General features: G+C 64.9%; 30 protein-coding genes. 15 read left to right on the top strand and 15 right to left on the bottom strand.

Annotation, left to right across the window (positions count from 1 at the left end; all coding sequences use genetic code 11):
* The first annotated feature begins 13 nt into the window (after nt 1-13).
* Together CR918_RS20135 and pnuC are read left to right on the top strand one after the other, a co-directional pair.
* On the top strand, nt 14-2,191 hold the full coding sequence (locus tag CR918_RS20135) for a TonB-dependent siderophore receptor (RefSeq protein ID WP_099844632.1): 2,178 nt from the start codon (nt 14-16) through the stop codon (nt 2,189-2,191).
* A complete protein-coding gene (pnuC, locus tag CR918_RS20130) occupies nt 2,188-2,772 on the top strand; it encodes a nicotinamide riboside transporter PnuC (protein WP_025875884.1) in 585 nt (194 codons plus the stop codon). Before CR918_RS20135 ends, pnuC begins: the two co-directional genes overlap by 4 nt.
* A 108-nt stretch (nt 2,773-2,880) precedes the next feature.
* Here the strand turns inward: pnuC and CR918_RS20125 are convergent, their stop codons facing one another.
* The 7 genes from CR918_RS20125 to CR918_RS20095 all read right to left on the bottom strand — a co-directional run bounded on the left by CR918_RS20125 (nt 2,881) and on the right by CR918_RS20095 (nt 7,059).
* Complete coding sequence (locus CR918_RS20125; RefSeq protein WP_099844693.1) at nt 2,881-3,297, bottom strand: TonB C-terminal domain-containing protein; 417 nt, start codon at nt 3,295-3,297, stop codon at nt 2,881-2,883.
* 160 nt (nt 3,298-3,457) lie between these two features.
* Nucleotides 3,458-4,432 (bottom strand): Dyp-type peroxidase, encoded by a 975-nt coding sequence (locus CR918_RS20120; protein WP_099844631.1) that lies wholly within the window; start codon nt 4,430-4,432, stop codon nt 3,458-3,460.
* Nucleotides 4,433-4,537: 105 nt separating this feature from the next.
* Nucleotides 4,538-4,807, bottom strand: coding sequence for a hypothetical protein (locus CR918_RS20115; RefSeq protein ID WP_099844630.1), 270 nt, complete (start codon nt 4,805-4,807; stop codon nt 4,538-4,540).
* 7 nt (nt 4,808-4,814) lie between these two features.
* The gene (locus CR918_RS20110) at nt 4,815-5,141 is read right to left on the bottom strand and encodes a hypothetical protein (protein ID WP_099844629.1); all 327 of its coding nucleotides are present in this window, start codon (nt 5,139-5,141) and stop codon (nt 4,815-4,817) included.
* A 24-nt stretch (nt 5,142-5,165) separates the two neighbouring features.
* Nucleotides 5,166-5,534 (bottom strand): VOC family protein, encoded by a 369-nt coding sequence (locus tag CR918_RS20105; RefSeq protein ID WP_099844628.1) that lies wholly within the window; start codon nt 5,532-5,534, stop codon nt 5,166-5,168.
* Between the two features lie 69 nt (nt 5,535-5,603).
* Complete coding sequence (locus CR918_RS20100; RefSeq protein WP_099844627.1) at nt 5,604-6,371, bottom strand: helix-turn-helix domain-containing protein; 768 nt, start codon at nt 6,369-6,371, stop codon at nt 5,604-5,606.
* Between the two features lie 115 nt (nt 6,372-6,486).
* Entirely contained in the window at nt 6,487-7,059 is a 573-nt protein-coding gene (locus tag CR918_RS20095) for an OmpO family porin (protein WP_025875896.1), read from the bottom strand.
* A gap of 525 nt (nt 7,060-7,584) precedes the next feature.
* On the opposite strand from CR918_RS20095, the gene CR918_RS20090 reads away from it, so the two are divergent.
* Both CR918_RS20090 and CR918_RS20085 read left to right on the top strand, forming a co-directional pair.
* Nucleotides 7,585-7,854 (top strand): hypothetical protein, encoded by a 270-nt coding sequence (locus CR918_RS20090; RefSeq protein WP_025875897.1) that lies wholly within the window; start codon nt 7,585-7,587, stop codon nt 7,852-7,854.
* 156 nt (nt 7,855-8,010) lie between these two features.
* A complete protein-coding gene (locus CR918_RS20085; RefSeq protein ID WP_099844692.1) occupies nt 8,011-8,709 on the top strand; it encodes a hypothetical protein in 699 nt (232 codons plus the stop codon).
* A 39-nt stretch (nt 8,710-8,748) separates the two neighbouring features.
* Here CR918_RS20085 and CR918_RS20080 read toward each other — a convergent pair whose 3' ends face one another.
* Both CR918_RS20080 and CR918_RS21210 read right to left on the bottom strand, forming a co-directional pair.
* Entirely contained in the window at nt 8,749-9,945 is a 1,197-nt protein-coding gene (locus tag CR918_RS20080; RefSeq protein ID WP_099844626.1) for a GAF domain-containing sensor histidine kinase, read from the bottom strand.
* Nucleotides 9,946-10,149: 204 nt separating this feature from the next.
* A complete protein-coding gene (locus CR918_RS21210) occupies nt 10,150-10,314 on the bottom strand; it encodes a hypothetical protein (RefSeq protein WP_165780929.1) in 165 nt (54 codons plus the stop codon).
* A gap of 85 nt (nt 10,315-10,399) precedes the next feature.
* Here CR918_RS21210 and CR918_RS20075 point away from each other — a divergent pair, with 85 nt between their 5' ends.
* The 3 genes from CR918_RS20075 to CR918_RS20065 all read left to right on the top strand — a co-directional run bounded on the left by CR918_RS20075 (nt 10,400) and on the right by CR918_RS20065 (nt 12,232).
* Nucleotides 10,400-10,597 (top strand): helix-turn-helix domain-containing protein, encoded by a 198-nt coding sequence (locus CR918_RS20075; protein WP_099844625.1) that lies wholly within the window; start codon nt 10,400-10,402, stop codon nt 10,595-10,597.
* A gap of 71 nt (nt 10,598-10,668) precedes the next feature.
* Nucleotides 10,669-11,217 carry a TetR/AcrR family transcriptional regulator gene (locus tag CR918_RS20070; RefSeq protein WP_099786279.1) on the top strand — a complete coding sequence of 183 codons (549 nt, stop codon included), beginning with the start codon at nt 10,669-10,671 and terminating at the stop codon, nt 11,215-11,217.
* A gap of 28 nt (nt 11,218-11,245) precedes the next feature.
* Nucleotides 11,246-12,232, top strand: coding sequence for an NAD-dependent epimerase/dehydratase family protein (locus tag CR918_RS20065; protein ID WP_099844624.1), 987 nt, complete (start codon nt 11,246-11,248; stop codon nt 12,230-12,232).
* Nucleotides 12,233-12,235: 3 nt separating this feature from the next.
* Here CR918_RS20065 and CR918_RS20060 read toward each other — a convergent pair whose 3' ends face one another.
* Nucleotides 12,236-13,159, bottom strand: coding sequence for an AraC family transcriptional regulator (locus CR918_RS20060; protein ID WP_165780433.1), 924 nt, complete (start codon nt 13,157-13,159; stop codon nt 12,236-12,238).
* A gap of 79 nt (nt 13,160-13,238) precedes the next feature.
* Between CR918_RS20060 and CR918_RS20055 the strand changes: the two genes are divergently transcribed.
* From CR918_RS20055 to CR918_RS20030, 5 genes are all read left to right on the top strand, one after another.
* On the top strand, nt 13,239-14,009 hold the full coding sequence (locus tag CR918_RS20055; protein ID WP_099844622.1) for an SDR family NAD(P)-dependent oxidoreductase: 771 nt from the start codon (nt 13,239-13,241) through the stop codon (nt 14,007-14,009).
* Nucleotides 14,010-14,272: 263 nt separating this feature from the next.
* On the top strand, nt 14,273-14,893 hold the full coding sequence (locus CR918_RS20050; protein WP_099844621.1) for a hypothetical protein: 621 nt from the start codon (nt 14,273-14,275) through the stop codon (nt 14,891-14,893).
* Between the two features lie 58 nt (nt 14,894-14,951).
* Nucleotides 14,952-15,557, top strand: coding sequence for a DUF4253 domain-containing protein (locus CR918_RS20045; RefSeq protein WP_165780928.1), 606 nt, complete (start codon nt 14,952-14,954; stop codon nt 15,555-15,557).
* A 540-nt stretch (nt 15,558-16,097) separates the two neighbouring features.
* Nucleotides 16,098-16,667: a TetR/AcrR family transcriptional regulator gene (locus CR918_RS20035; RefSeq protein ID WP_032978050.1), complete on the top strand. Its 570-nt coding sequence runs from the start codon at nt 16,098-16,100 to the stop codon at nt 16,665-16,667.
* Between the two features lie 63 nt (nt 16,668-16,730).
* Nucleotides 16,731-17,207: a nuclear transport factor 2 family protein gene (locus CR918_RS20030; protein WP_099844617.1), complete on the top strand. Its 477-nt coding sequence runs from the start codon at nt 16,731-16,733 to the stop codon at nt 17,205-17,207.
* A 93-nt stretch (nt 17,208-17,300) separates the two neighbouring features.
* Here the strand turns inward: CR918_RS20030 and CR918_RS20025 are convergent, their stop codons facing one another.
* Nucleotides 17,301-17,744 carry a RidA family protein gene (locus CR918_RS20025; protein ID WP_099844615.1) on the bottom strand — a complete coding sequence of 148 codons (444 nt, stop codon included), beginning with the start codon at nt 17,742-17,744 and terminating at the stop codon, nt 17,301-17,303.
* Nucleotides 17,745-17,889: 145 nt separating this feature from the next.
* On the opposite strand from CR918_RS20025, the gene CR918_RS21475 reads away from it, so the two are divergent.
* Together CR918_RS21475 and CR918_RS20015 are read left to right on the top strand one after the other, a co-directional pair.
* Complete coding sequence (locus CR918_RS21475; protein ID WP_309598830.1) at nt 17,890-18,321, top strand: HVO_A0114 family putative DNA-binding protein; 432 nt, start codon at nt 17,890-17,892, stop codon at nt 18,319-18,321.
* 468 nt (nt 18,322-18,789) lie between these two features.
* Nucleotides 18,790-19,158, top strand: coding sequence for a hypothetical protein (locus tag CR918_RS20015; protein WP_099844613.1), 369 nt, complete (start codon nt 18,790-18,792; stop codon nt 19,156-19,158).
* Between the two features lie 30 nt (nt 19,159-19,188).
* On the opposite strand, the gene CR918_RS20010 is transcribed toward CR918_RS20015, so the two are convergent.
* Entirely contained in the window at nt 19,189-19,866 is a 678-nt protein-coding gene (locus CR918_RS20010) for an Ivy family c-type lysozyme inhibitor (RefSeq protein ID WP_025875924.1), read from the bottom strand.
* A gap of 103 nt (nt 19,867-19,969) precedes the next feature.
* Here CR918_RS20010 and CR918_RS20005 point away from each other — a divergent pair, with 103 nt between their 5' ends.
* The gene (locus CR918_RS20005) at nt 19,970-20,446 is read left to right on the top strand and encodes a YybH family protein (RefSeq protein ID WP_165780927.1); all 477 of its coding nucleotides are present in this window, start codon (nt 19,970-19,972) and stop codon (nt 20,444-20,446) included.
* Between the two features lie 95 nt (nt 20,447-20,541).
* Here the strand turns inward: CR918_RS20005 and CR918_RS20000 are convergent, their stop codons facing one another.
* The 3 genes from CR918_RS20000 to CR918_RS19990 all read right to left on the bottom strand — a co-directional run bounded on the left by CR918_RS20000 (nt 20,542) and on the right by CR918_RS19990 (nt 22,643).
* Nucleotides 20,542-21,567 carry an NAD(P)H-dependent glycerol-3-phosphate dehydrogenase gene (locus tag CR918_RS20000; protein ID WP_099844609.1) on the bottom strand — a complete coding sequence of 342 codons (1,026 nt, stop codon included), beginning with the start codon at nt 21,565-21,567 and terminating at the stop codon, nt 20,542-20,544.
* Nucleotides 21,568-21,587: 20 nt separating this feature from the next.
* Nucleotides 21,588-22,106 carry a protein-export chaperone SecB gene (gene secB, locus CR918_RS19995; protein ID WP_025875931.1) on the bottom strand — a complete coding sequence of 173 codons (519 nt, stop codon included), beginning with the start codon at nt 22,104-22,106 and terminating at the stop codon, nt 21,588-21,590.
* A 99-nt stretch (nt 22,107-22,205) separates the two neighbouring features.
* Entirely contained in the window at nt 22,206-22,643 is a 438-nt protein-coding gene (locus CR918_RS19990) for a rhodanese-like domain-containing protein (RefSeq protein WP_025875933.1), read from the bottom strand.
* Between the last annotated feature and the right edge of the window lie 5 nt (nt 22,644-22,648).

The raw sequence follows: 22,648 nt of genomic DNA, 5'->3' as shown, positions 1-22,648 counted from the left end.
GAAGACGAATCGAATGAACCGCTGCCTGCGCCCCACCCTGCTCGCCCTCGCCCTGTGCGCCGCCCTGCCGCTGTACGCCAGCGAGGCAGGCACCGACGCTGCTGATGCGCCCTCCTCGCCCACCGAACTGGCGGCGGTGCGCGTGCAGGCCGGCAAACCGAAGGCCGATACCTCGCGCGTCAACGCCTTCGGCGGCGGCTCGTGGAAGGACACCCCCGCCTCGGTGAATGTGCTGGAGCGCGACTACCTCGACCGCCGCCAGGTGCGTTCGCTGTCCGAGCTGGCCAGCAATGATGCCTCGCTGGGCGATGCCTATGCGCCGGTGGGCTACTACCAGAACATCGCCATCCGCGGCTTCGCGCTGGATGCGGCCACCGGCTACCGCTTCAACGGCATGTCCATCGCCGGCGAGCAGCGCCTGGCGCTGGAGAACATCCAGGAAGTGCAGATCCTCAAGGGCGAAGCTGGCCTGGCGGCTGGCGTGATGGCACCCGGCGGCATCATCAACTACGTGGGCAAGCGCCCTGCGGAAGTGCGCACGGTCACCCTGGGCACCGATTCGGAAGGCTCGCGCTATGCCGCCGTGGATGTCGGCCACTGGCTGACCCCGCGCTTCGGCGTGCGTCTGAACGCGGCCTGGGATGCCAGTGATTCCTACGTCGAGCATGCCGACGGTCGCCGCAACTTCTATTCGCTGGCCACCGACTGGCTGATCGGCGAACACGGCAAGCTGGAAGTGGATGCCAACTACCAGACCAGCGCGCAGCGCTCGGTGTCCGGCTTCCAGCTGCTGGGCGCGCGCGACCTGCCGCGCGGCGTCGACCGCGAACGCCTGCTCGGCTACCAGCCGTGGCAGCGGCCGGTGGACATTGCCAGCACCAACATCACCGCGCTGCACACCTATGACTTCAACGATGCGTGGCAGTCGCGCGTCTCGGTCGGCCACAGCCGTTCGGTGATCGATGACAACGTCGCCTTCGCCTACGGCTGCTACTACACCGCAGGGTGCGCAGACGGCAGCGTGCCGGGCAACTACTTCGCCCCCAACGGCGACTACGACATCTACGACTACCGCAGCCCGGATGACACCCGCCGCAACCAGCAGGCCCGTGCCGAACTGCGCGGCAGTTTCGAGACCGGCAGCGTCGGCCACCAGCTGAGCGTCGGCGCCGACTACTTCCGCCGCACCATCGACAAGCGCCCGAGCGTCAACGAGTACGTCGGCACCAGCAACATCCACGACGTGCAGGTGCCGGTGTTCGAGCCCTCGCCGAAGATGCCGGGTGCATCTGCACGGCGCCTGGACAGCCGGCAGACCGCATTCTTCGCGCTGGACCGGATGAGCTTCGGCGATGACTGGCAATGGCTGGCCGGCGGCCGCTTCGTGCGTCTGGACGAGCGCGCCTACGACAAGCGCGGCACGCCGCAGCGCCACAGCCGCCTGTCGCGCTTCCTGCCGCAGACCGCGCTGGTGTGGAAGGCCACCGATCAGCTCAACGCTTACGCCAGCTATGTGCGCGGCATTTCGCTGGGCCAGGAAGCACCGTTCTGGACGTCCAACGCCGATACCTTCCTGCCGTCGATGCAGTCGCGGCAGCTGGAAGTGGGCGTGAAGTACGTGCCGGTGGACGCCCTCACCCTGGGCGCGGCCGTGTTCCGCACCTCCCAGCCCTACCAGTACGCAAAGCCCGACGGCAGCGATGTCGGCTACACCTTCGTCGAAGAGGGTCAGCAGACCCATACCGGCCTGGAACTGACCGCCAACGGCCAGCTGACCGACGCGCTGCAGATCGTCGCCAGCGCCAGCGTGCTGCAGGCGCGCGCACGCGACACCGGCACCCCGGCCTATGAAGGCCATCAGCTGGTGAACGTGCCGAAGGTGCGCGCCAGCGTGCACTTGGCGTACGCGCTGCCGTTCGTTGAAGGCCTGGATGTGACCGGTGGCTGGCGCTATGCCTCCTCCAACGTGGCCCGCGCCGACGGCGGTGTGCGCGCACCGGACTACTCGGTGTTCGACGCCGGCCTGCGCTTCCAGCACCGCCTGCACGACCGTGCGGTCAGCTGGAACCTGTCGGTGGACAACCTGTTCAACCGCTTCTACTGGCGCGACACCGGCAGCAGCGGCGGTGACTACTACCTGTTCCCGGGTGCGCCGCGGCAGGCACGCCTGTCGGTGACGTTCGCGCTGTGAGCGGCGTCGCGCTCGAGTGGACTGCCGCGCTCTTCAGCATCCTCGGGGTGTGGTTGATGGCAAAGCGACGGCTGGCCGCGTGGCCGGTCGGCCTGCTGTCGGTCGCGCTGTACGGCGCAGTGTTCGCCGAAGCCAAGCTGTACTCGGACACGCTGCTGCAGGTCGCCTTTGGTGGTTTCCTGGTCTACGGCTGGATCAACTGGCGCCAGCACGCCGCCGATGAAGGCAGCATCCGCATCGTGCCGCTGGCGCGCGGCAAGCTGCTGCGCGACCTGGCCATCGGCCTGTGTGGCGGCGTGGCGCTTGGCGCCGGCATGCACACCTTCACCGATGCAGCGTTGCCGTGGCTGGACGCGATGCTGACCGCACTGAGCCTGGTCGGGCAATGGTGGCAGGCACGCCGGCACACGGCCTGCTGGTGGGTGTGGATCGTGGTGGACGTGGTCTACGTGGGCGCCTATCTGTTCAAATCGCTGCACGTGACTGCTGCGTTGTACGTGTTCTTCCTGGGCCTGGCATTGTTCGGGCTGCGGGCGTGGCGCGCCGCCGCGCGCGAGCCGCAGGCAGTACCTGCGCAGTAGAGCCACGCCATGCGTGGCTGCGTTTGGTAGATGCCGACCTTGGTCGGCAGGTGAGCGCCAACCAAGGTTGGCGTCTACCGATGCCCGGCATCCACGCATGGCGTGGATCTACTGGGTAAAGGTCAGCCCCAATCGCAGCGGCTGTCGCATGTCCTTCGGCGGCGGTGCCGGCAACGGCGTGGCCTGCAGCGCCGCACGCAGATCGGCATCGACCCGTGCATCACCCAGGCTGTCGAATTCCAGTTTCGAGATGGCACCATCGCCGGCGATCCACACGCTCACCACCAACGGCGCCGGCGCATCGGGATGCTCCTGCAGCCAGGCCAGCAGGCGCTGCGCGTGCGGATCCTGCTCCTGCTGCAGACGCTGCTGCAACTCGCCGCTGACGGAGGCGGCATAGGCCATCCAATGCGCAGGCGCGTCCTGTGCGGACACGCTGGCGCTCCCCAGCGCCAACAGGCCCAGCAACCATGCCAACGGGCGCCAGCCACGGCGCGAGGTGCGCTTGTTGCCTGCAGAAGCCATCACCCACGTCTCCACGTCCATCCCAACGCGTCATGGTCGGCGCCGTAGATGACAGGCAGATGGCGGCGCAGTAGAGACACGCCATGCGTGGCTGTTCCGGGCAACCGGTTGATCCATCCACGCATGGCGTGGATCTACCTGGCTGCCCCACCCGGCGTGATCAGTCGCCCAGGTCGGCCAGCACCTTGCGCGAGGGCGCAAAGAAGGTGACGCCGGTGGTCGCGGTGGAGAAATCGAGGATGCGGTCATGCAGCGGCGCGGGATTGCCGATGAACATCCGCTCCAGCATCTTCTCGATCACCCACAGCCGGCGCGTGTAGCCGATGAAGTAGGTGCCGTACTCGCCACGCCCCGGATTGGCGAAGGGCATGTTGTCGCGCAGGATCTCGTGCTCGCCGTCGCCATCCTCGATGGTGCACAGCGTCTTGTGCGACTTCTGCGCATCGGCCGGTGCGTCGTCCAGCTCGATGTTGTCGTGCTTGGTGCGGCCGATGATCGCTTCCTGCGCTTCGGTCTTCTGCGCGCGCCAGGCATCGAGGTTGTGCAGGTACTTCTGCACCACCACGTAGCTGCCACCGGCATGGTCGGGATCCTCGTCGCCGACGATGGTCGCCTCCGGCAGTGACAGGCCCTCGGGGTTGGCCGTGCCGTCGACGAAATCGAGCAGGTCGCGGCCGTCGAAGTAGCGGAAACCGGCCACGTCATCCACCGCGTCCACCGCATCGCCGAAGGCCATCATCAGGTTGCGCTCGAAGGCCACGATCAGGTCCATCGTGCGTGCACGGATGTGGTACAGCAGGTCGCCCGGCGTGGAGACTGCCGTGTGGGTCGCACCCTTCACTTCCTGGAACGGCTTCAACTCGCGCGGCGGCGTACTGCCCACCAGCGGCGCCCACACGCGGTGGCCGATGGCCACGTTGCAGGTGAAGGTGCGCTCGATCTCACGGATGGCGGTGTTCTTGATCAGGTCATCGGTGCTGGCCAGCACCTCGCGCACTTTCGCCAGCGACGCCGCATCGTCCTTCACCGTCAGCACCAGGAACGCGGCCGAATGGGTCAGCGGCGCGGTGATCTGCTGCGGCTCGTTGTCGAGCGTGTGGTTGAGGGCGGTGATGGGTGCGGGCTGGGCGTTCACGATGGTTCCTGCTGGCTTGAGGCGGGCACATCGCCTGCGGCGATGTGCGGGCGATCATAGCGGAACGACCTTGCCGGCGACGGAGCGGTTCTCAGTTCGCGGTGGTCAGCCGGCCGCCGCCAGCCACTCATCGGCAAGCACATGGGCCTGCAGCCCGCTGTCGGTGATCGAGTGCTGCGGCTGCTGTAACCACCACTCTCCGTGCCACTGCGGCCGCATGTGTCCGCGCAGGAACCGCTCGACACGAAAGCGCTGCCCGACACGAAGGATGCAGGCCAGCCGCGTGCGGTCCTGCGAGACCACGGATACCTGCAGCTGCCAGCCGTCCGCAGCATCGCGCAGCAGATTCGCTCCATCGATCTCGATCACGTCCATGCTGTGGCTACGCTGTGGTCACGGTGAACTGCTGCGGTGTGCGCCACGCAATCCGCAGGTAGGGTCCCTCCAGCACACCGCCATCGCGGAGATGCTCGAACACGTCGGCCGGACACCACTCCCTGCCCGCCGAGAAGGCAACGCCGAGATCACGCAGGCGGAGGAAGACGGCGGCCTTGGCTGCATCGTCGGGGACCGGCAGGGTGAGGGTGTTTTCATCGCCAGCGGTGAAGCCCAGCGACTGTAGCGAGGCCCGCGAGCGGCCATTGAACAGCATCACCTTGATGCAGTTGCCGTCGGCCTGCCTTACATAGGCATCGATGTGCGTTTCCATTGGCGGATTGTAGAGGCAGACGGATCAGCTGGCGTCGCTCCACACCGCCAGCACGTAGCCGTCCAGATCGCGGAAATGGAAGCGACGGCCGCCGGGAAAGGCAAACACGGCCTGCACGATCTCGCCGCCCGCTGCGAGGATGCGCTGCTGCGCGTCGGCAAGGTCCACGCAGTACACGATGACCAGCGCGCCTCCTGAGGGCGTCACTGCCTGGTCGGCGACAAAGCCACCTTTGAGGCGGCCGTCATCGAACTCGGCATAGGCCGGGCCGTAGTCGGTGAAGGACCAGCCGAAGACCTGCCCATAGAACTGCTTGCTGCGGGCGATGTCGGCGACGTTGAATTCGATGTTGTCGATGCGGCGTTCGGCAGAGGTGGTGTCTGCGTGGCTCATGGTGCGGCTCCGTGGTTGGAGCGCCCAGCATCGGTCAGGGTCGGGCCCGGGTCTTGAACGAAACGGCCATCAACGTCCCCACTGCTGGCGCAGCGCACTGGCCGTCAGGCCGGCAAGCTCGCGGGCGTCGCGGCTGAGGTGGGCCTGGTCGGCATAGCCCGCCTCCACGGCCAGCATCGCCAGACTGTGCGCGGGTTGGGTCTGGCTGCAGCGCAGGAACCGCTGCAGACGCAGGATCCGCTCCAGCGACTTTGCTCCGTAACCGAACTGCATCTGGCTGAAGCGACGCAGGGTGCGCGGGCTCATCGCCAGATGTGCGGCGAGTGCGTCGATGCTGGCATCGCCTCTGGCAGCGTGCGCGAACAGCGCATGCGCGCGGCGTGTGTGCTCGTCCAGCACGGCCGCCGGCATGTTCCGCTGCAGGCTGTCAGCCAGGCGCTGCAGGCGCTGGTCGGGCGCGGCGTCACCGATCCAGGCCGCAGCCTGCGTCGCCCAGCGGGCATTGAATTCGATCAGGGGCACGGCTTGGCCGACGATGCCGGACAAGTCGATGCCGAGCGCAGACGATGCCTGTCCAGGCCGGAACCGCGCGCCCAGCACCTGTGCACCGGGGGCCAGTTGCGGGTGTGCGGCGGTACGGTCCGGCCCCACCACGAACAGCGCACCGTCACGCCAGAGAATGTCCACGCAACCATCGGGCAGCACGGTGATGTTGCCACTGGCGTCAGCAGGCAACTGGCTCTGCCAGAGCTGGCCGAACTGGCCACGCAGCGGCGCAGGCGCCAGGTGTTCCTGGTAGGCCGAGCCGGTGCCAGCGGGAGTGGAGGGATCGCCCATGCCCTATTGTGGCAAAGCGATGCCGGAAAAAGAGAAGCCCGGCACGAGGCCGGGCTTCGCTGGCGTGTGGGAGAGAGATCACACGCCAGTTACACGCACTAACGACAGGCGTTTGTTACCAGCTGAAGCGCGGGCCCACGAACCACTCGCGGTCGCCGGCCTTGGCCAGCTTCACTTCGCCACTCAGGCCCCAGTTCTGGTTGAACTTGGCGGTGGCGCCGACACGGCCGTAGAACTCGCCGTCCGGGTTGATGCCGTGCTTCTTGCTGTAATCCTCGTAACCGGCCAGCGCATAGCCTTCCAGGTACGGGTTGAACGCGGTGCGCACGCCCACTTCAGTGGAGTAGCCGTTGAAGTCCAGGCCGTGCTTCATGTCGAACTTCTGGTACGCAACACGAGCCACCAGGTCGGTGTTCGGTGCGATGCCGTAGTTGTAGCCGGCACCGATGCGCCACTGGTCGACATCATTCTTGAAGGTGTCGGTTTCCTGCTTGCTGTAATCACCGAAGATGTGGAAATTCGGATGCACGGCAACCGAGCCCTTCACGCCCCAGCCATCAGCGTCGCCGCCCTTGGCATCGGTGTTCACGTAGCCGCCTTCAACGTAGTTGTACGACAGGCCATCGGCAGCCGATGCGGCGAACGGCAGCGCGGCCAACAGACCCAGGGCAAGCAGCGAATTCTTGATCATCGGGATACACCTTTCATTATTTTGGTTTCGTCGAACGCCCCTCGGGAGGGGAGGGAGGAGAGGCGTTCGACAGGTGTGAATTATCCGTTTGTTGATGAAATCGGCCCTGAATATTGAACTGACCGGTACATGAATGAGGTTCCTGTTCAGGGAACTCTCGATGCGCCGTGTAGTAGCTCGCTGGATGCACGCCGACCTGCCAAGCCGCTTCGGTCATGGATCGCACGAGAGGACTGCACTCACGGAAGCGCGGTGCGCGCGTCGATGTTGTGCGCCACGCTCATCTGCAGCCATTGAGAGAAACGACATGAGTCGGCTTCAGGCTGATGAATTGGAGAGATCGAAGTGGCACAAGGACATCAACCGATGCAGCAGAGCTCGCTTGTTCCCGCTTGTTAAGGATTGCTGATTGCGCGACCTTCACAGGCCATCCACGTCTTCCAACTGCAGCTGAAAGCACTTCGCAGCGGCGGGAACAAACGCCGCTATATTCCAGACTCCCCAGACGAAGGAGGGAGTGGAATGTTCCTGACCAAGCAGCAAATCAACGCGGCACGTGCCGTCACCGTAGCCATCGTTGCTACCGTAAGCCTCGGTGCTTGCGCCACCTACAAAGACGAATTTGCAACGATCAACTCGCGTCTCGACCAGCTCGACGTGAAGGTGCAGGGCGCGGCGCAGAGCGCCGAATCGGCCAACCAGTCTGCACAGCAGGCCAACCAGCGTCTGGATCAGATCGAAGGCCGCGTGCAGCAGCTCGAAAGGGTCCCCGGCCGCAAGCCGCGCGGGTAACCGCTCTCCCACCCACTTTGATGAACGCTTGAACCAGACACCAGTGGCCTTCACCGGCCACTGGTGTCTTTCAGCCTCTCGGTCGTCATCCGAAGGAGCCGTCCCATTCGTACGTACTCACTCCCTGCACGCCGGGCCGTATCGGCCACGCTGGCCATCGCGCTGGCACTGGCAGGAACCGGCGCAGCCAGCGCCAGGAACGCCAAGGAAGCCAAGGACGCACCCACGGAAACGGCGACCGCCGCCGATGAACTTCCGCAGGGCCAGGAAGTGTCCGATACGGTGATTGAACTGGCCGGCTGGGTCGTGGCCAGCAAGGACAACCAGGGCTATCCGTTCGCGATCATGGACAAGGCGGCTGCGCAGGTCCTGGTCTTCGGCGGTGACGGCAAGCTGCGCGGCGCAGCGCCAGCGCTGTTTGGTTCGGCCATCGGCGATCACTCGGCACCCGGCGTCGCCAAGCTCGCACTGAGCGCGATTCCCGGCCACGACCGCACCACCCCGGCGGGTCGTTTCATTGGCGCCTATGGCCCGTCCGAGGACGCCGGACGCGTGCTGTGGGTGGACTACGATTCCGCCGTCTCTATGCACCCGCTTCCCCCGGGCACCCCGAAAGAGAAGCGCAGCGAACGACTGGCATCGGCCACACCGGACGACAACCGTGTCACCCACGGCTGCATCAATGTCTCGCCCGGGTTCTACGAGAAGATCGTGCATCCCACGTTCGAGAAAGGCGGCGTGTTCTACGTGCTGCCGGACAAGGACTCGATCGAAGATACGTTCCCGGAGTTCGCGCAGAGTCGCGCGGCTGCGAAGGACGTAGATGAAAAAGACGCGCGACACGCCCGCAAATGAAACCCTGTTGAAGGCTGCGGACGTGGTCGCGGCAGACCGCTACGGAAGCTCCAGCCTGGGCATCTTGAACGTGAACAAGGTGCCGGCGGCCGCACTGGACTCCACCTCCAACGTGCCGCCATGGGACCGCGCGATCTCCGACGCAATGTAGATGCCGAGGCCGAGACCCGGCCGCGGACGCTCACTCTTTTCACGTGAGAATGGGCTGAAAATCGCGTCCAACCTCGCTGATGGAATGTGTCCCTCGTTGTGTACGTCGAGCGTGAGCATTTCCGGCTCGGAGTGGACGGTCAGCGTAATCGGGGACGAGCGCTCTCCGTGTACGGCTGCATTGGTGAGCAGGTTGGCCAGGAGCTGTGCCAATCTGCTCGGGTCGCAGACCACGTCGTCGTCTATCTTTATGTGGACCTTGATGTCCTGGCGACCAGTGGCGATTGCCACCTCTTCCACAACCCGTTTCAGGTCTTCTTCCAGCGTGCTTGTCAGCTGCAGCGCGATGGGAATGCCGCCGCCCAGACGTCCCCTGGCGAAATCAAGCACGTCGTTGATCAGTCCGTCCATTCTGGCAACGCCGGAAGTGATGTGCGCGAGCATCCGTTGCTGGCGCTCAGTGCCCGCCTCACATGCCAGCGAATCTGCGGCGATGCTGATGGCCTGCAGCGGACTGCGCAGGTCATGACCCAGCACGGCAATGAACTGGTCGCGCAGGTCGGCGACACGATGCGCGTCGGAGAGCGCAGATTCCGCTCGCACAAGGCGATCTTCCTTGTCGAGGTAGCTTCCTACCAGGTCGGCCAGCAGCTCCATGGAGCGTTGGACGTGGGCTACGTCGAAGTTGGCCGGTGCCGAATCTATCGCGCAGAGCGTGCCGAAGAAGCTCCCGTCTGGCCGATGGATGGGAACGGACGCGTAGCTCTCAAGTCCGTAGATCCGTGGCGTGTGATGCTGGGAGTAAATCGGGTGCTCGCTTGCATGCGCAAATACAACTGACGTCGCCGACTGCCTGATCTCGTCACAGATGGTGGTCTCAAGCACCAGTTGGCCACCGGGAACCAGCCCGAACCCCAGGGTGTCGAAGGTGGCGCACGCGGTCCAGGTTGTCTGGGTCACGCGGGCAATAGCCGTGAATCGTGAGCCCGTGATGTGGGCGACGGTCTCCAGGATTCGCGGCACGGCCTGGATTCGACCAATCTCGGCGATGTCGTCCAGCAGATTGGGGTCCGTCAGCTTCTGCATGGTCGCTCGTCCGGTGGGCACCGCATCATCCCATGGAACCGCTGTGTAGGTTGATGCGAGGGTGATTGCGGCCTTTTCAGGCTGGGTCGTGGCGGACACCCGGGCCCCCTGCGGGAGGTGAACGACCGATCTGTCCGAATGCAGACATTGCGCAGGTCAGGCCATCTCCTTAGTCTCGTGGTCGCGCCGATCGTCGATGACCGTTCAGAGCTTGATTTCCAGCGTTGCCCGATACAACAGCGCCGTCTTGCGGCGCCGCTCGATATCCGTCGAGCCGCTCTCGTCGAAGTAGGCGTTCCCCGAATTGATCGCCTGCTGCAGCAGTTGCCCACGCTCACGCGGAGCTTGCTCTTCCTGCTGATGCTGCATCGCCCGTCAGGTTGAAGACAGAGGGCACCGAAACCTCCACTGCGGCCGTGACCCAGCTGCTGAAAGGTCTTGTAGGTGCTGCTACGTGGACAAGCAGGAGGCAGCCGACGACCGGCGCAAGGTGCGGGTGAAGCTGCCGGCCGCCGGTCGAGCGCGCCACCGGCAGCGCGAAGCGAACATCCAGCAGTGGATGCAGCAGGCGCTGGCGCAGTACTCCGACGCCGAGCTGTCGGCGACCACGCAGATCCTGCGCCAGCTGGGCGCACTCCATGACGCGCTGTAGGCCGCCAGAGGGCTTTACACCATCGCATCAATATTTATAATCGACCGGATGGTTAAATATGGGATCCGGTGATGGGCCGTCGCAAAAGTATTGATCCGCAGCAGCTCCTTGATGCTGCCGAGCGCGTGGTCGCCCAGATGGGCGCGGCGCGCCTGACGTTGGATGCGGTGGCCGCCGAAGCCGGGGTCAGCAAGGCCTCGGTGGTCTACGACTTCCAGTCCAAGGCCGGTCTCATCCAGGCCGTGGTCGAACGTGCGGTGGCCCGCGACAACGCCTTCAACCGCGAGGCGGCCAAGGGGTTCAACCAGGATGCGCTGCTGCGCGGTCGTATTGCCGCAGCGGCCCAGCCCTTTCCCGAGGCATTCCAGCCGGTGGCCTTGGCGCTGTGCGCGGCCATGGCCCAGGATCCACAGCTGCGCGCGCCCATCCAGCACAACCAGGCGCAGATCCTGGCCGAGATCCAGCAGCAGGCCACGCACCCACGCAGCGCGTTGCTGGCATACCTCGCGCTGGAGGGTATGAAGCTGCTGGAGTCGCTGGACTACGTGCAGTGGCCGGCCGCGCAGCGGCAGCAGCTGCTGCAGGACATTGGCGCGTTGATCGAGACGCCGCCGCGCTGAACCCGTTCTCTCCCCCGAGGTAACCCTGATGAGTTCTTCCACCCTCTTCCTGACCGGAGGAAGCGGCTACGTGGGCCGCAATCTGATTCGCCGCCTGTGTGCAGACGGTCACCACGTGCGTGCGCTGGTGCGCAGCCCCCAGGCGGCGGCGGTGGTACAGGCGCTGGGCGCCCAGCCGGTACACGGCGATCTGCTGGACCACGACATCGCTGCGGCGATGGAGGGCCGCGCCGCGCTGATCCACGCGGCCGCCGACACCGACCACCGAAATGCTTCACCCAGCCAGTGGCAGACCAACGTGGAAGGCACCCGCAACGTGCTGACGGCCGCCCGTACTGCGGGTGTGTCGGTGGCGATCGTGCTGAGCAGCGAATCGGCACTGACCACCGGTGCGCCTTTGCATCAGGCGCGCGAGGACCATCAGTATCCGGCGCGCGCAGCAGGCATCTACGGCGCGAGCAAGGCTGAAGCAGAACGGGTGGCGATCGCGCTGTCCACACCGCATTTCGCAGTGAAGGTGCTGCGACCAAGATTTGTCTGGGGCCGCGACAACACGACCGCTATGCCCTACTTGCTGCAGGCCGTACGCAGCGGCCGCTTCGCCTGGATCGACGGCGGGCACTACCTCACCTCGTCCACCCACGTGGACAACCTGGCTGAAGCGGTCTGCTGCGCCTTGACGCGCGGTGCGGGCGGCCGTGTCTACCACATCTGCGATGGTACGCCCGTGCCGTTCCGCCGTCTGATTGGCGCTCAGTTGCTGGCTTATGGCGTACAACCGCCTGAAAAACAGGTGCCGCGTGCGCTGCTGCGCGTTTTCATCGGACTGGATGACCTGTTCCGCAGACTGCGGCTGCCTCTGCGTGCGCCAATGACCCGCCAGGAGTTCGCATCTTCAGCGGTGGAGGTCACGCTGGATGACAGCCGTGCACGCAGCGAGCTTCGCTATCGTCCGGCGGTTACGCTGGAAGCCGGAATCGCGATGCTGCAGCGCCAAGTGGCCGAGCAAGGCTGATACTCATCGAGCGATCGGTGGGAGAGCCTCGCGCGGTGCGTGGCCGAACAGCCGACTGAACTCGCGGCTGAATTGAGAAGGGCTCTCGTAGCCCACGGCGAACGCGGTGGCGGAGATGCTGGTGCCGCCCCGCTGCAGCAGGCGACGTGCCTCGATCAGGCGCAGCTGCTTCTGGTACTGCAGCGGTGACAGGCCCGTTGCCGCACGGAAATGCCGATAGAACAGCGCGCTGCCCATGCCTGCACGGCTGGCCAGCGCGGCCGCATCAAGCGGTTGCCGGAAGCTGCGTTGCAGGGTGCGAATCGCGCCCGCCATCCGCCGTGCCAAGGGAGATGGCTGGGCCATCGCCAGCAGTGCTGGCCCTGCTTCACCCTGCAACAGACGAAACAGCAGCTCACGCTGCAGGGCAGGCCACAGCAGCCGCTGGGCGTCGGGCGTGTCGAGGGCCAGCTCCAGCAGACGCAGCAGACAGCTCAGTACGGGTGAATCCAGCGCTACCACACTGAATGGCGCAGGATGAGGCGCTTGGCCTGTAGGTGGGTTGCCCAACTGGCTCAGCAACTGTCGCAACAAGACGGTGTCCAACTCCACCACCAGCCCCAGAAAATGCGTCTGGTGGTTGCCCCGGGCCACCATCCCGCGAGCGGGAACGGGCTGACGGGTGAGTAGTGCATCGCCGGCGCGATATTCCAGCACCGCATCGCCCACCCATACCTGTTTGGCCCCCTGTAGCACCGCCGCCACCGCGGGACGGTACAGAGCCGGGGCCGGAGCGCGCGTTGATCCTGTACGCGCCAGCCAAGCGCCGGGCAGAAGTTCCAGCAGCGGCTCCGCGTCCAGGCTGCGTGCGCGCAGCACCGCCTGCGCCTGCAGCGCTAATGCACGCAGCGGGGCTTGGCGATCACAGGTAGCAGGGAAATCGGGCAAGGATCGTGTGCAATTGGGCAAGTGCGGACGGCACCGTGGGCGCAGCATGTCACGCTCCGTTTCACGAGACAAAGCCACCATGAACAGCGTACACACCCCGCGCACGATCGCCCTGGTTACCGGCGGCAGCCGCGGCATTGGCCGCAGCATTGCCCTCCACTTGGCCAGGCAGGGTAGCGACGTGATGATTACCTACCAGCATCAGCAGGTTCAGGCCGCCGAAACCCTGCGCCAGATCGAAGCCTATGGCGTACGCGCCGCGATGCTGCCGCTGGATCTGGATGCGATTGGATCACTGGAGACCTTCGCATCGGCTGTGCGGGCACAATTGCAGCGCTGGGGTGCATCGCACTTCCAACAGCTGGTGAACAATGCAGGGCTGCACGCACCATCGGCGTTCGGTGAGATCCGCGGCGATGACATCGACCTGCTGTACCGCGTGCATTTCAAAGCGCCACTGCTGCTGACCCAGTTGCTGGCGCCGCAGCTGGCCGATGGCGGCGCCATCATCAACATCTCCACCAGCCTGACCCGCCACGTGGCTGCGGGCAGCCTGGTGTACGCAGCAATGAAGAGCGCACTGGAAACCGCCACCCGCTATCTCGCGCTCGAGCTGGGACCGAGGGGCATCGCGGTCAACGCCGTAGCCCCTGGCGCCACCGAGACCGACTTCTTCGGCGGTGCAGTGCGCGACGATGCCGCCGTGAACCACTACGTGGCACAGCACACGGCGATGGGACGTACGGGTCGCCCCGACGACATCGGCATGGCCGTGGCAAACCTGCTGGCGGGAAGCAGTCATTGGATTACCGGTCAGCGCATTGAGGCCTCAGGGGGAATGCTTCTGTAGGCGATGAGGTGACCGGACGATGTCCGATTCTGGCCGATAGCGGACGCTCCGCCAAGACAGGGACGTCGCGCCCGTGACAACGCTGGCTTCCGACCCTGAGTCGTCATTCGAGGTGGCGCCCGCGCTCGATCTGTAGAGATCGGGACGCTGCCGGCCCTCACGATTGAAGCCCGCACGACTGGATCCGTGCTGGCAGGGGACGCCAGCCTGCCTATCGCGGTAGCATTCTTCCACCGTAGCCGCGGCTGACGAGAATGACACCCATGCGTGGATCACTGGTTGAGTGGGTGCTCGTGATCGCCGGGCTGCTGGGCGTGATCGGTTTTGCGAATTCGGATTTCCAACCCAGGAAGGGACTGCTGATCGCCGCCGGCGTCATTGCGGTGGCAGTTACCTTCTGGGCCGCTTGGGCGCAGCCCAGGCCCGAGGAAGTCTACTCACCCCTTCAAGGCAGGCGGAGGGTGGCGCGTTCGCCGTACTCCCCAGTATGGGTGGTAATCCCGCTGGCACTGGTGGCCGCATGGGTGTTCACCGTCTACGGCGCGGGCATGGTCCTGGCCTCCACTGTCGGGGTCGAGCACACTCGAAGCGGGATCGTCATGCACAGCGCAAGGTATGAGCCTTCTGCGCGCTCACGCCAGCGACCCTGCACAAACCTCTCCGTTGTACTGGAGACCGAGCGCGGACCGCAGTCCATCGTGCATTGCGACGTGGATCTGGCGGGCACCCTCCTGCCCGCTGGCTTCACCGTAACGTACCGCACACGCGAGTCGGCACTTGGACTGTTTGCTGTGCGGGATCTCGTTCTGCCACAGGTAGATGCGGTGTTGGAGATGGCCAGGCGTGCAGAGGAGCAAGCGGCCCGCGCCGAGGGAAGACGCTAGCGATTGGCATCATTCAGGGATCGGACACAGCATGAGAAAGTACGGAGCCATTGGAAGGATGCTCGCATTCCTTCTTGCCGTATCAGGTTTGAATGCATGCGTCAGAACGACAACGCCGCCCCAGGGCACGCCGCAGGCGCTGCTCGCTGCGGTTACGAAGTCAGACGTCCGTGACTATTGGACAAACGACTTTGGCAGGGCAAAGCGAACGGGTGGTTATTCCGTAATCGTGCCTGTCGAGCGTGCGCAGGCGCTGCTTGAATCGATCCGGGGACAGGTGCCCTCTGGCTACGTCGCCTTTGTTGGAACAACCCACAACCTCGATGACCCCAGCATCAAGGGCGCCGAACTGGTCATGGCGCCCGGCCAAGACCAGTTTGACATCGTCCGCTTGGCCGCTACAGATGCCGTCAACCATGGCAAGACCACCGATCAGATCATTGAGGAGCTGAAACGGTGGGACGCTCAGTTCGGGATCGATATCTGGCAAGCTGAGACCGACACCATTCAACTCAAGCTCAAATCCCTTCCAGAGGATCTTCCGGCATTCTCCCAAAGGATGTACGAGTTCTGCCCGGACATCGTTGACCAAGGGGTGGGTGACATTGAGTCACTTCAGGCGGCAGTAGAACAGGATGGGGCGATCTTCCTCTGGTGGGACTAGTCGCGCTGTCCCTGACAGTTCATCCAGATCTAAGCCGCTTCGCGGCTGGGCCTGAGTGTCTGCCTTGAATGACTGCTTCTGGCCGGAAGCGGATGTGAGCCTCCCTGGCAGCGCGCTTTAATGATGAGGAACGTGTCGATGGTCAGCACCCGGTGCAACATCTGCGGTCGAAAGCTTGGCGTCTCTGCCGATCTGCTCTCTGCCGACTGCGGCGGAGACTGCTGGGGCTGCGTGGGAGCGATGGAGCTTGGTTGGCCAGAATCGGCCAAGCGGGTCGCGAAGGAAATCCGAGCCGGGCTTCGGGAGCCTGATGGGGCGGCTAAGCCGCGGTCCGGCAGTTAGCGGGCCAACGTCCGCTTCTGGCCGGAAGCGGACGCTGGCGTGTGCATGCAATCCGAGCAGATATTCGTCAACCCGGCCGGGCGCTACAGGTTCTGGAAATGTCCGGATTACCTGGCAGGTCGCCTTCGGCAACTGTGCCGCCGAGCTGATGTGTAATCGCTGGTTGACAAGGTAGAACGATCGTTCTACCTTGGCGCCATGGATAAGACAACGACCGACACCCGACTGAAGATCCTGGACACGGCGGAGGCGCTGATTTACCAGAACGGGATACATGCGACCGGCATGGATCTGCTGGTGAAGACCTCTGGCGTTGCGCGCAAGAGCATTTACCGACACTTTGAAAACAAGGACCAGGTTGCCGCAGCCGCATTGAACGCGCGGGACGTGCGCTGGCTCAACTGGTTCAGGCAGGAATGCGACAAGGCCGGCAGCCCGGAAGCGCGCATCCTGGGCATGTTCACGGTGCTCAAAGGTTGGTTCAAGTCCGAGGGCTATCGCGGCTGTGCCTTCATCAACACGGCAGGTGAGGTCGGCGATTCGCACGACCCGATCCGCAGGATCGCCAAGCATCACAAGCAGAAACTGCTCGATTACACGCTGGAGCTCACCGGGCAACTGAACATCGCGCAGCCGGCCGTTCTGGCGCAGCAGCTGCTGCTTCTGATGGAAGGCGCCATCACCGTATCGCGCGTGATGGGTGACTACGACGCCGCAGACACCGCAAGGGACGTTGCGCAGTTGTTGTTGAAGCAAGCCACGCGCTAACGCCGCAGTAACCGAAATCCCGCCGCAGTACCCCGTTCATCCATTTCCATTGGAGGCCCCACCGTGTCCGCAGTAGCACCCCGCCCCCCCCTTCCCCCGTTCACTCTCGAATCGGCGATCCAGAAGGTTCGCTTGGCAGAAGATGGCTGGAATTCCCGCGATGCCGACAAAGTGGCGCTTGCCTATTCGCTCGACACCCAGTGGCGAAACCGCGCCGAGTTCACCAACGGCCGCGAGGAAGCCCGGCAGTTCCTTGCCCGAAAGTGGAAGAAAGAGCTTGAGTACCGCCTGATCAAGGAGTTGTGGGCATTCACCGGCAACCGCATCGCCGTGCGCTACGCCTATGAATGGCGCGACGACTCTGGAAACTGGTTCCGCTCCTATGGAAACGAGAACTGGGAATTCGGCGCGGATGGTCTGATGGAGCGCCGCTTCTCATGCATCAACGATATGCCCATCAAGGACAGCGAACGCAAGTTCCACTGGCCACTGGGGCGCCGCCCGGATGATCATCCGGGGCTGTCCGATCTGGGTATGTAAGCTGCGGAGCCAACGTGAGGAAGGCCTGCGGGCGTGAATGCGCCCGCGGGCTTTCCATGTCAGCGCGGGGTGCTCCTTCGCTTCAGGGTCCGGCTACGGCTGCACTTCAGCGCGGAACGCGATCTCGATCAACTGTTCGGGGAAGGCGAGCGCGGAAACCCCGATGAGGTTGCTGGCCACCTGGGGAACAGGCTGGCCATAGACGGCAGGCCTGACCTTGCTGCTGGCGGCGAACGCCGCAGGCACATCAATGACAAACAGGGTTTCCTCAACCACATCCGCCAACGATCCACCCAGCTCGGCCAACAACACCTGCGCGTTCTCGTAGGTGCGCTTCATCTGCGCTTCCATGGTGTCGAAGTTGGCAGGCTTTCCATCAGCGCCCAGAGCGGCCGGCGCCACCAGCTGTCCCTCCGGCGTGTGCGAGAGCTGGCCCGACACGAAGATCGAATTGTTCACGCGCACGGCCTGTGCATACCCATAGGCCGATTCCCACGGCACGCCGAAGCTGGCCGTCCTGCGGTTGGAGGTACTCATTGCGTTGTCCTTCCAGGGATAAGGTCGCCAGTCTGCCGGCAGGCTCGGGTCCCCGCCTGCCCCGAACGGGTGAGGCAAGCATGATCGTGAGCCTCGTGCGTCTGCTGCTGGCCGGAAGCTGACACAGACTTCGGTTGCGCCATCCATGCGCCGTTTGTTCAATCCAGCGCGTGCTCGGCCAGACATGATCTATCGGTCCCAATGCAATCCCGCACCGATGACAGATTCCGATACGTGCCGTTCGCCAGTCCAAAGTACCTTCCGACGTTGTGTCATCGGCGGAGAACGAAAGGACAGATCGGCACCACCGCAGGTTACGGAGGGGGCGATAGCCTTCTCCACCCTGTCTTCCCTGGCCGCAGTATTGAGCGATGAGAACCGCCGGCTGTTGCGACTGCTGCGCGAACTTCAACCCAGGTCGCTCACCGAACTGTCCGAGCACTGCGGGCGCAAGGTTCCAAGCCTTTCTCGTACCCTTCGGATGATGGAAGGCTATGGGCTGGTTGAACTGAAGCGGGTCGGGGCGTCTGTGGTGCCATCTGCCATGGCCACGCGCTTTCTCATAGAGCTCGACTAGCACCACGCTGTATCGCCCAATCGCAGCGTTCTGTCGTTATTGCCTCGCTGACGTCTCAGCCAACTACGCCGGCAATCACGACCCATGTCGCATATTCCTCTATCGCTGAGGGCCCTTGCGCCATCGGCGTCTGGGGCGGCTTAACAGCATGCAAGAATGCCGAACGCGTCTTGCATCAAGCATTGAATGCAACTCTTCTGATTGGCACTGCGCGTCGGCACAGGTACAGATGACGAGCCGCCTCATCTGGGGCGGCCGGGCCTCGAAAACCCGTATCGACAATGAAGTGATTGCGCTTGCCGGCCGACGCCACCTCGCGTGGCGTCGGTCGGCAATCCGTCTGCCGGCTGCGGCGGGCGGAGCGTGGAGGCCTTGTGCCTGCCGGTTCATTGTCCCGGTTTTCGAGCCACGTCTCCGCCCGCCACCTTTGTGTGGCGGCTACCGTCTGTCCTGCACGGAGCCCCAGCCATGACTGCACCGGAATTTCCTCGCCCTCATCCCTATCGCGCAGCTGGCGATGCGTCATCAGAACAAGCATCTGCGATCGATCCCAGAGCTTTCATCGCCACGCTGACGCGGATCGGCAACGGCGCAGCCGCCGACGGCCAGCCGTGGCCGGAGCGTCATCAGATGCCCGGCCGCCGCATGGCGCTGGCCGATGCGGACTGCGCACTGGCGGGCCTGCGCATCGCGCTGGAAATGCTGCTGGCGGCCGAGCGCGTCCGCCAGAACGGCCCGGACGACGAATACGTGGGCGATCGGGTGATGGAGGGTTTGATGATGGCGTGCCTGGCGCTGACCGCGCAGGTCAGCGCGCGGATGCGGCCTGAGGCGTAACGCCGGAGAATCTTCCGGCGTTACCGCCGGTCATTCGCAGGAATCGCCTTCTTCCTTCAGCATCGCTTCGTCCACCGGCCGCTCGCGCTCGATCAGCGCGCGCTGCTCCGCGTTCGGCTCGCCCAGCCACCACACGTTGCAGCGGGTGGTAAGGCGGCCGACCATCTTCGAGTGCGTCGGCGAATACAGCATCGCCAGCGCGGTGGTCGAGCACTGGTGCGCCTGGCAGGCGGTGTAAAGCCACCACGGCTCGCCCTGCAGCACCATCAGTTCGCCAGGGCCGCTGGGACCGCTCAGCAGGCGTTCGCGCAGCGAAGGGACGTTCTTGTCGGGCGATTCGGCCGCCGCAGTGTTCTTCATCAGGGCGTCGAACGCGGCCAGCACCTTCGGGTCCTTGCGGCCGCAGTCGTCCACGGTGTTGCCGCCGACCAGGGTGAAGAAATAAGTCGCCAGCGGATTGTCCGCGCAGGTGAGTTCGGCGCCTGGGGTCTCACCTTCCGGCTCGCCTTCGTTGTCCCACACCGACGGGTCCACGCCGTCTTCGACGGAAGGCGCGTTCTCGACCACCGTGGCCGTGGCGGCTGGGGCTTCCGTCGGCGCAGCAGTAGCGGCGGGTGCAGCTGCGGTGCCTGCTTCCGGTGCCGGTGCCTGCGTGCACGCAGCCAGCAACGCGACCAGCCCTGCCATTCCCATCATTCGAGACGTCATTCCCTGTGTCCATTCGCCCAGCCAGCGACCGCGTGATTCTACCCGCCAGCCAAGGTGGATACTCTGGCAATCACGCCTTCCATCACCGCCAGGATGCAGACGTATGTGCCATTCAAGACTTGCCGTGTTTCTCATCAGTGGCCTGTTGCTGGCCGGGCCTGTTGTTGCGCAGGAGCCCGCCGCATCCTCGCCCGCCGCACGTCTTGCCGATGTCCCCCTGCCCGCCGCGCTGGATCGCGTGCTGCGCGATTACGAACAGGCGTGGCGCACCGGTGATGCGAAGGCGTTGGCGGGATTGTTCGCCGAGGATGGTTTCATCCTGCAGAGCAACCAGCCGCCCGTGCGCGGGCGCGCGGCGATCGAGGCGGCGTATGCCGGCCAGGGAAGCAGCCCGTTGCGGCTGCGTGCGCTGGCCTATGCCGCAGAGGAATCCACCGGTTACATCATTGGTGCCTACACCTACGGCAACAACGCAGGCGATACCGGGAAGTTCACGCTGACGTTGAAGCGCGTGGCGGGTGGGCCATGGATGATTTTTTCGGACATGGACAACACCAACACGCCGCCGCGGTCGCGGTGATGGGCGCTACGGGTTCCACAGTAGATCCACGCCATGCGTGGATGGGTTTCGCGCACGCACAAAAAAAACCCCGGCACTGGGCCGGGGTTTTCGATTCACTTGAACAGCGTATCCGGATACTCCGGCTTCTGTTCGCGTGCCAACAGCGCACGCAATCCTTCTTCCGGGGTCTGCTCGCCATGCAGCACGGCGCGCACGCGGTCGGAGATGGGCAGGTCGATGCCATGACGGCGCGCCTGTCGCATCACTTCGTCTGCGGTCTGCACCGACTCGACCACCTGGCCGATTTCGCGGATGGCGTCCTGCAGCGTCTGCCCGCGGCCCAGGGCCAGGCCCAGGCGGCGGTTGCGCGACAGGTCACCGGTGCAGGTCAGCACCAGGTCGCCCAGCCCCGCCAGGCCCATCAGCGTTTCCGGCTTGGCGCCGATCGCTGCCGCCAGGCGCAGCATCTCGTTGAGGCCACGGGTGATCAGGCCGGCACGGGCGTTCAGGCCCAGCTGCATGCCATCGGCCACGCCGGTGGCCACGGCCAGCACGTTCTTCATCGCACCGCCCAGCTCGGCACCGACCATGTCGTCGCCGGTGTAGGCGCGGAACGCCGGGCCGTGCATGGCCTCGGCCACCGTCTGCGCGAACTCGGGCACGTCGCCGTGCACGGTAATCGCGGTCGGCAGGCCCAGGGTGACTTCCTTGGCGAACGACGGCCCGGTGACAACGGCTAGCGGCACGTCCTCGCCCAGCACTTCGCGCGCTACTTCATGCAGGAAGCGGCCAGAGCCGGGCTCGAAGCCCTTGGTGGCCCAGGCCACACCGGCACCGGCCGGACGCAGCGGTGCCAGCGCGCGCACGGTTTCACCGAATGCATGCGACGGGGTCACCACCAGGATCCAGGCGGCACCTTCCACCGCCGACGCGAGGTCGGTGGTGGCGCGCAGCGATTCCGGCAACGGAATGCCCGGCAGGTAACGCGGATTCTCGTGGCGCTGGTCGATGGCCTCGACCACGGCAGCATCGCGCCCCCACAGCACGGTCTGGCGACCGTGGCGGGCGAGCAGCGTCGCCAGCGCGGTTCCCCAGGAACCGGCGCCGAGTATGGCAATCTTGTCAGCGGTAGTGCTCATCCGTGACGTCGCGGCCGGGATCAGGCGTTGCCGGCCGGCTCGGAGTCAGCCAGCGACGGTGCGTCGCCCTGCTCCTGGCGCTGGCGCAGGGTTTCTGCGTACAGGCCTTCGAAGTTGATCGGCTGCAGGAAGAACGGCGGGAAGCCGCCGGCCTGGATCAGGTCGCTGACCAGCTGGCGCACGTACGGGAACAGGATGTTCGGGCACTGGGTGCCGAGCAGCACGTCGATCGACTGCGGGTCCAGGCCGACCAGGCCGAACACGCCAGCCTGCTTCACTTCGGCCACGTACGCGGTGCGCTCGCCGGCCTGGCAGGTCAGGGTCACGGCCAGCACGACTTCAAAGGCATTCTCGCCCAGACGCTGGACCTGCTGGTTCAGGTTGAGCTGCAGTTCCGGCTGCACCTGGTCGTTGAAGATCGACGGGGCATTCGGCGACTCGAAGGAAACGTCCTTGACGTAGATCTTCTCGACGGTGAACGCGGGGCCGGTGGCGGCATCGACCGGCGCGACAGCGCCGTTGGTGGTCTCTTCGGACATTTCCAGTAACTCCAGTGAATGCAATGAAAACGATGGTCGAATTACTGCGATGGGGGCGGCGGAGGGCGCAAACAAGGCCACATCCGCCACCGCCTGCGATCAGTTGCGGCCCTTGACCAGCGGCAGTTCTGCCTGCTGCCACGCGGGGATGCCGCCGTCGAGCACGAAGACCTTCTCGAAGCCGGCCTTCTTCAGCGCCTTGGCGGCGGTCTCGGACGCGTTGCCGCTGCGGCACACCAGCACCACCGGGGCCTGCTTGGCGTTGGCCACCAGCTTGTGCTCGGGGCCGAACGCGCTGGCCTGGGCACTGCGGCTGCCGGCGATGTGGCCCTTTTCGAAATCAGCGCTGGGCGACAGATCAACCACCACCGTGCCGCCCGCGTTGATCAGCTGGGTCAGTTCGGCGGGCTTGATGCCCTTGAAGCCCCGGAACAGGCGGCGGATTTCGGTGACGATGAGGGCCACGGTCAGGCCGACCAGGGCCGCGGACAGCATCGGGTTTCGGCCTGCGAAGGCCAGCAACTCTTCGTAATTCACTCAGG

Origin of the sequence: Stenotrophomonas indicatrix (assembly GCF_002750975.1) — a bacterium.
Classification (GTDB): Bacteria; Pseudomonadota; Gammaproteobacteria; order Xanthomonadales; family Xanthomonadaceae; genus Stenotrophomonas; species Stenotrophomonas indicatrix.
This window is presented reverse-complemented; position numbering and strand designations above follow the sequence as displayed.